Raw genomic sequence first — 7,914 nt, 5'->3', positions numbered from 1 at the left:
ATCTCTTTTTCTAATTAATTCGGTTGAATTTTGAACGTTTCGTTTGCTAGTATTTTGCCCACAATAATTCGGCACACTCATATATTATGAAATTATTTTCAATAAGAGGGTGTTATATCAATCTGCGCAGTGCTTATGATTTTGGTTGAATTTGGTTATTATTCTGGTTGAATGGTAAACAAGTTTCCTAGAATAGAGTTACGTAGCAGTTTTTATTTTAAGTTAGGTAGAAATGGCTAAGAACACACACTCTGTTTTAGTTGGAAATCATGGAACATTTCATATGAAATAATCCTTATTTACGTAAAAGTATATTTGTTATAGGTAAATTCTGCTGTTTAATTTAAACAAGGCTAGGTATGGGTATTATTTCAATGCCCTGGCTTCGTATATTTTAGTTGATGCTGGTATTAAATTATATGCATCATTAACTAGGTTTATATGAGTTGAATGTTTAAATTAGAATCAGGTTTCTTATGGGTTGAATCATCGTGTCATTTATTGGCCGACAAGATTCAATTTTTCAAATACTAGAATAATTAACTCCTTAACAATCCTAATGCTCTAATTCATACCCGGTCAATGTATACGGTGGCCTTCTAGCGCCTGCCGTTTTGTTGCTGTGTCAAATTAGGGCTCATGAGTTAAAAGACCCTAAGAATTTAAGTATGTTTAATCTCTTTTTTCGATCCGACATTTTCACTTCTCGCTTTCGCAAGCGACATGCTCTGGCACTGGTAGGTGCAGTTACTCTGTTGACTACTGGTACAGCGTCCGCAGATCCGGTTGCGCAAGGTGGTTCAACGTTGAAACATAACCATGAGCATCATGCTGGTCAAAACGGCGCGGCCCATAAAGTAAATCAAAAACGTCATATCGCCAAGCAGCAAACTCGGGCATTGGCTAAAGCTTTGGCTGATTATCGTGCGGCTGGCCAATCCGATAAAGCTCAGTCTCTGAACCAATTACTGAGTTTGGCGGCGCAACGTCAGACCCTGATGGCCGAACTTGTAAAGTCGGATCCAAAAGGTGCTTTGAGTATGCTTCTGACTGCGAAAGAGAGAGAAGAGCTGCCAGATGAAGCGCAGGCTTTCTTAGAAGAGCAGCAGGAGCTAGACGGTGAACTGGAAGTCTTTTACGAAGACTACGCTGATCACAGCAAAAGTCGCATGCGCCAGATTCTGAAAACAGAACACGGCCGTATTGAAATCCACTCAGCGAACCACTCACAGTCGCATGAGATGCAATCTGGAATGAAAGTGCGAGCGAAAGGTTGGCGGTTTAAAAGCAGTGACAACAGATCAGAATCTCTTGTACTGGACAACGAGCAAGAAAGCCTGAATATACTAGCTGATGGGACCACAACGACTTCTACAACTGATTTTACAAACGCCGAAGCAACAAAAACTTTAGGTGAGCAACGCACGTTAGTGATGCTGGTGAATTTTCAGGATAATACTCAACAACCGTGGACAACTGAGGAAACTCGAGAGCTGGTTTTTGGCACGGTGAATGATTTTTACAAAGAAAATTCTGGGAATCAGGTCTGGCTTACTGGCGATGTTTTGGGGTACTACACGCTACCTATTTCGTCCACTTGTGATACATGGAGTATTCACACAAACGCACAACAAGCAGCTGAAAATGAAGGATATGACACTAGTGCCTATACGCGAGTGGTTTACATTTTTCCTGAAAATACATCGTGTGGCTGGACAGGGAAAGGTACCGTCGGTGGTGAGCCGTCTAAAGCATATATAAACGGTTCATTGAGCTTGCGAACTGTTGGTCATGAGCTGGGACATAATTTTGGTTTACACCATGCTAAAGACCTAGATTGTGGTGCTGATATTATTGGTGACCGCTGTGCTTCCGCTGAATACGGAGACGCGTTAGATATTATGGGTATGTCCGGTATTACTGGACACTTTAACGTTTTTAGTAAAGAGCAACTAGGCTGGTTAAGTTCCAATACAGGAGACATTGTCACAGTTGAAACTGAAGGAACATATCAACTGGAACCGTATGAGTCGAATCATGGTAGTGCAGCTAAAGGTTTGAAAATTCGTCGCGGTACTGATGAAATTACGGGTCAACCAACTTGGTACTATATTGAGTATCGGCAGCCGATAGGCTTTGATAGTTTTATTGAAGGGAAAAGCGGAATTACCGATGGCGTCACTTTTCACTTGGCTACCGAAGGCAATATCCAGAGTAACTTATTATTGGATATGATACCTGATAGCGGATTGCGTGATTTAGATGATTCTTCGCTTTTGGCAGGCAGCAGCTATACCGATTCTGAAGCGGGTGTCACGATTACGACTGAGTGGGCAAACAGTACCGGTGCCAGTGTACATGTCAGTTTTTCCGAACAGACTTGCACACAGAGCAATCCGACAGTGACCGTGTCTTCGAGCTCGGCCTCTGGTGGTATTGCAGGAAGCACTGTCAGTTACAATCTGATGGTGAAAAACAATGATGGTAATGGCTGTCCAGCGTCTGATTTCAATGTGTCGGCAAATGTTCCTGCTGGTTGGGTTGCAAATGACGCGACGCTGAGTATTGCGCCGGGAAGCAGTGATACCGTAACGTTAAGTATCACGTCGAGTGACACCGCGGCGGCAGGTTCATATAGCCTCGCAATCGAGGCAATAAACAGTGCTGATAGCAACTATCGAGGTCAGGTGACCGCAAACTATACAGTCGAAGCACCGGTTGCGACGTGTGTATTGGCAAGTCCGACGTTGGCGCTTACAGCAAGTCAAAGTGGTGACGTGGCGCCGGGAACTACAGTCAGTTATATCGCGACACTGACCAGCCAGGATAGTGAGTTGTGTGATGCAGCCGTTGTCGATGTGTTCGCCAGCGTTCCTGACGGTTGGAGTGCAGATAGCAACACAGTGATGCTGGCACCGGGTGGGACGGCGTCTGTGAAACTGAATGTTACATCCGCTATTGATGCGTCAGCAGGGGTTTATCCCGTAGATGTGAACGCATTCAATACCGCAGACATCAGTTATCGTAGTAGTGCTGAAGAGCGTTATTCTGTGGCGGCTACCTCACCGGTTTGTGAATCAGTGGCTCCTCGAATGAGTATCTCGTCGACCTCTGGCGAGGTCGAAGCGGGTACCTCCGTGGCTTATAACGTGACGGTGACCAATCAGGATAACTCAGACTGCACCGCAACAACCTTTAATGTGTTCGCTGAGTTGCCTGCAGGCTGGAGTGCGACAAGCAGCAACGTGACCCTGAATCCAGGTCAGAGTGCAACGGTAAGGCTTAACGTAACGTCGGCGGCGACAGCGTCAGAGGGGACGTATAACGTTCTGATCAAAGCGCAAAATACCGAACAAACTAATTTAGTCAGTAGTGGATCGGCCAGTTACGTTATTGCCAACGCTGTTAATACATCGCCAGTCGCCGTGAACGATGCGATTACGCTTTCTTCTAAGAACGCGACGTTGATTAATGTCCTGGCCAACGACAGTGATCCTGAAGGGGACACCTTGACCATTGTCAGCGTGACTCAGGGAGCGAAAGGATCGGTTCAAATTACCGCGGATGGACAACTGCGTTACACGCCAGCTAAAAGCTTTAAGAGCAGTGATACGTTCACCTACACCATCAGTGATGGGGATAAAACCGCGACAGCGACCGTCTCGGTCAGTCTGAGTGGTTCTGAGAGCGGCGGCGGTAACAAGGGCATAGGCAAAAGGTAGACGATGCCAGCAGGTGATAAATAGCACAAGCTAAGAGGCAATGGTGTACGTCCATTGCCTCTTTTTTTACATAGATTTTGTGAGATGAACTCTAAGGTTTGGCTTCTTCTGCTAACAGTTGTTCGAACAAAGCAGAGAAAACCCGGTAGTCCTGTGCGCCAACAACCAGTTTGGGCTCAACCATTTCATTGTTTTCAATCCGGCCGATAAGAAAACTCGGGGTGCCTCGAACACCTAAAGACGTCGCTAAAGTAATATCTTCATTGATCTTTTCTATCACTTTGGGATCGCTGAGGCACGCAGTGAACTTAGTCATGTCCAGAGACAGCTCACCAGCCGCTTTCTGATACAACTCGTCACCCAACTGGCGGACGTTCGCAAACAATGAATCCCGCATCGGCCAGTACGCGTTTTGTTGAAAGCTACAGACTGCGGCCACGGCAGCGCTTTTCGCCTGAGGATGGAATTTCAAAGGGAAATCCCTGGCGAGGTAGCGTAATTTTCCCGAGTCAATGTAGTTGTCTTTAATTTTGGCGAACGTTTGGTCTACATAACGTTTACAATATGGACACTGGAAATCGGAGAACTCGATGATGGCAATTTTAGCACTAGTTTCTCCCATGGAAGGGATCTGACCGTTACCGTCAAAGTCTGGCTGGTTAGGCAGTATTCTCGACTTAGGTGTCTTCGCTTCCGCAGCCGCGGTTTTTATCTCGTCGACCTGAGTGTTGATATCGGCGACATCTTGTTGTAGCTGCTTGACTTCATCTCTGAGTGAGGCGATCTCGGACTCCAGTTTACTGTCATCCTTAGGTTGGCAGGCAACGATAAATGAAATGATGACCAGTGAAAAGCACAGTTGACTTACAGACCTAAACATTGTCTATCCCTCGCTGTAAAAATTGTCTTTAGGCCAATGAAGACGTTGTTTGTACTTAGTGATTGATGCTGCGCGAGACCAACCAATGCGTTGCGTTGACGCACAAATTTGTGAAAGCCAGCAATAGCACCAATGGATGTTTTTCTTAACCGACAATACACAAATTATAGATAATTCATTCTTGCCTGCCGTCTTATGTTTAAGATGAAAATGAAAAGGGACAATAGGCTTGGCTATTATCCCTTTTAGACCTTTAATAAAATCAAATAACTACTATTCTAAGGTGTTTACTTCTACAGATACAAAGTTAGTTAACGTATCTCCTTCGTCGTCGGTGACTGTCGCAACAACGCCGTTGAGGGCACCTTGTGACAAGAATTCAATGTCATCTGTATTTTCAAGCCCTGGCTTCAGTTCGAGAGTGAATGCACATGAGTAAACATTTAAACCGAGACCCGAACCGCTGTATTGCATTTCCGCTCCATAGTTACATGCGGAATAAGTCACACCGTTGTATGTACCGCCGGTATTGAGAAGATTAAACTCGTCGTTCATACCATCAAAAGCAAAGACGTTTTCTCCCTTAACAGTCAGAGCTGTGAGGGTGACATCATCTACCTCAGAGGCATTGGTGAGTTCAATTACGACCAACAGGCTGGTTGCAAAGGCCATATCTGTATCAGGAGCCAGAGGATCAAATGTCACTGTTTCACTGTCCATAGCAGATACGGGTTGCTCATCTTCGTCTGTACCGCTGATCGTTGCAACGTTGAGGTGGTTGTCTCCAGCATTACCTTGAACTTGTAACGTCATTGTGCAGCTCGCGAATTCTCCCGGATCCAGTTCAAATCCATTTAATGCAACCGGTGCAATTGGATTACCGTTTTTCGAAGTAACCATACAGTCGCCAGTTAAATCACCAAATGGGTCATCAATCAAACTGGAGAATGTCACGGTATCTGAAGCAGCTACGAACACACCTGGTTCTATCTCGATTTGACTCTTAACAGTAAATAAAAATGTGTAATCGACATCTCGATACAGATCTGGGTTGTCACCAGTTTCATTTACCGAAGTAGGATTAGCAGTTTTAACTAGTGTAATGGCAGATGGAACATCAAGAACTGCAACTGTATGATCATCTGTGTCTGTCGCAGTGTCATTTTCGTCATCGCGAACCATCGCTGTAACTACATTAGTAAAACTGTCACCAGCGTCTCCAGAAACCCAAGCCGTCAATGTACAAGTGTACGTTGCATCTTTAGCTATAGTGACCGGAGCATCCAGACAGTCGCTATCTGCACCGATTGAGCTCAGATCGCCGTATATAGTGTCAATTAGGCTTTCAAGAGCAATCGGCGAGTCATGAGCACCTGAATCGTTGGTAATATCAAACGTAAATACGACGGTTTCGCCTGGTTCGAGTACTTCAGATTTATCGGCTGTTTTTTCCACGGTCACTGCTGGTGGTTGGTTTGTCAAACTTACGACTATTTCGTTACTACAGTTTGGATTTGGCGTTCCCGCAGTACTTGGAGAGAAACAGAAGTTATCACCCACAGGGTCATCATTTTCATCCAAAATCGTGGCACGTATAAAGTTCTCGAACTTTTCAGGATCAGGAATGTTTGGCAGATCGCTGTCACTAATGTGAACTTTGAACGTACATTTCAGTCCGATCGATTCTGGTGGGATTTCATATGGAAGAGATAAGTTCTCACAAGCGCTAGCCAAACCACTCGACATCAGGGTGTAGTAGCCTTTGGTCACGCCTACGTCATTAGATGTTCCATCATTGAGCAGAAAAGTCTGAATAGCACCGGCACTAGGGTCTGTGCTGGATGATAGTACATCTTCAAGTTTGGTTACGAAAACGCTATTACCAGTACTTGGGTCTGGCTTAATCTCAACGGTGTAACTAAAAGTTTGACCAGGCTCAGTGCCTGTATCTGTTGTTCCTTGTGTGATTGACTTTGTAACAATGGGTGGATCGGGCTGAATAAAGATAGGAACATTGAATTCATCGTTACAGTTACATTTCGAAGGTGCACCTGGAAAGGCTCCTGTTGCGTCTTCACATAGCTCATTTGCGCCAGGTTGGCGCCAACTTACACAGTTGGGCAAGTTGAGTTGCCCATCGCCGTCACTATCGATACATGTTGTTGTGATGGTAGAGCTGTGGACAATTTGTGCTCCTTGCTCTGCATCCCAGCAACTGTCACCATCTAGTTCGCTAGCATTTGTACTGTAAGTGTCGTTCAGTGTATAGATATTACATGAACCGCTACGAGCATCTTCACCGCCTTCTCGATTAAAGTATAAACCTATGTCATAGCGTGCACTAGCGGTCGATACGACATCAAAATCTGCTTCAAAAGTGACGTCTTTACCGGATACACAAGTGTCTGTACCTGGGGCTACTGGGTTGCCATCAATATGCGTGATGACAATATTTGAAGCGCTGGCGATGTTAATGTCATTCGCAGTACAATTTAAGTGGTTTACTTGACCCTCTTGCACCGCTCGATCTTCCATACATATGTCCTGGATTCCTGGATCTTGAGCGAATGCCGTTTGAGCATACAGGGCAGCCGTACTAACCAGGATGACACTGAACACCCTGCAAAGCCGACTATGTATTAATCGTTCCATCGTTTACCTTCCTGTTTCATAAAAGAAGTAGATAAAAGGGCTCTGTAAATGCGGTCATACCGGATTTCCTTAAACCTCTCAGGAAAAAATCGATAAGTTCAGTACCACGCCCTTGCGTCTAGACAGCTCCTCCAATGCTTTGTGACATCAATGGTCAGCTCAGAGGCCTCTGCCTGGCTGACAACTTAGTAGGCAAAAAGTGAACCAAAATGTATCACATTGAATTTTATTGACTTTTTAAAATATGAAGTACGTTTTAAAGCACGAGATTGAACAAAGTGTTCACTGTTAACACACGGTGTCAGAAGGAACTGTCCAGAATCAGAAAGAGAATCAGTTAGTTGTGGGGAAATGATATAGCGGTCGAAAATTGAGGTGGTACGTTACAGGTGAACACTTGGTTTACAGTTTGGAGTGGAGCAGGAAAAAAGAGGGTAATAAAAACGCAACATTTGTGGATACGTGGAAGTGGGTTGTATAAAGTACGAAAAGTAACTCTAGCGATATCCCATGAGTTGTTAAGCAACTGGTTGGTCTATTGTCATGGCTGGTGAAGCGTTTTTAGTGGAAGAAGATATCAAAAATTGTAAAGGGCTATTGTAAAGTTGTGGTCAAGTTTTGAACCGTGATATGACAAGTTCATGATTACTAATATTAAAA

3 protein-coding genes are annotated in these 7,914 nt (G+C 44.6%); 1 reads left to right on the top strand and 2 read right to left on the bottom strand.

The features are described from left to right. Positions 1-668: 668 nt before the first annotated feature. Positions 669-3,722, top strand: a complete 3,054-nt coding sequence (locus tag CAG64_RS09270; protein WP_161488843.1) for an Ig-like domain-containing protein — start codon at positions 669-671, stop codon at positions 3,720-3,722. A gap of 91 nt (positions 3,723-3,813) precedes the next feature. Here CAG64_RS09270 and CAG64_RS09265 read toward each other — a convergent pair whose 3' ends face one another. Further along, the gene (locus tag CAG64_RS09265; RefSeq protein WP_161488842.1) at positions 3,814-4,602 is read right to left on the bottom strand and encodes a DsbA family protein; all 789 of its coding nucleotides are present in this window, start codon (positions 4,600-4,602) and stop codon (positions 3,814-3,816) included. A gap of 273 nt (positions 4,603-4,875) precedes the next feature. Next, positions 4,876-7,137 (bottom strand): hypothetical protein, encoded by a 2,262-nt coding sequence (locus tag CAG64_RS09260; protein ID WP_237668264.1) that lies wholly within the window; start codon positions 7,135-7,137, stop codon positions 4,876-4,878. Positions 7,138-7,914 lie beyond the last annotated feature (777 nt).

Origin of the sequence: Vibrio sp. V38_P2S17PM301 (assembly GCF_009904845.1) — a bacterium.
In the GTDB taxonomy this organism is placed as follows: domain Bacteria; phylum Pseudomonadota; class Gammaproteobacteria; order Enterobacterales; family Vibrionaceae; genus Vibrio; species Vibrio proteolyticus.
This window is presented reverse-complemented; position numbering and strand designations above follow the sequence as displayed.

Excerpts from the sequence above, each read along its gene's own strand:
- CAG64_RS09270 (WP_161488843.1), top strand. The coding sequence starts at position 669 with ATGTTTAATCTCTTTTTTCGATCCGACATTTTCACTTCTCGCTTTCGC.
- CAG64_RS09265 (WP_161488842.1), bottom strand. The coding sequence starts at position 4,602 with ATGTTTAGGTCTGTAAGTCAACTGTGCTTTTCACTGGTCATCATTTCA.
- CAG64_RS09260 (WP_237668264.1), bottom strand. The coding sequence starts at position 7,137 with ATGGAAGATCGAGCGGTGCAAGAGGGTCAAGTAAACCACTTAAATTGT.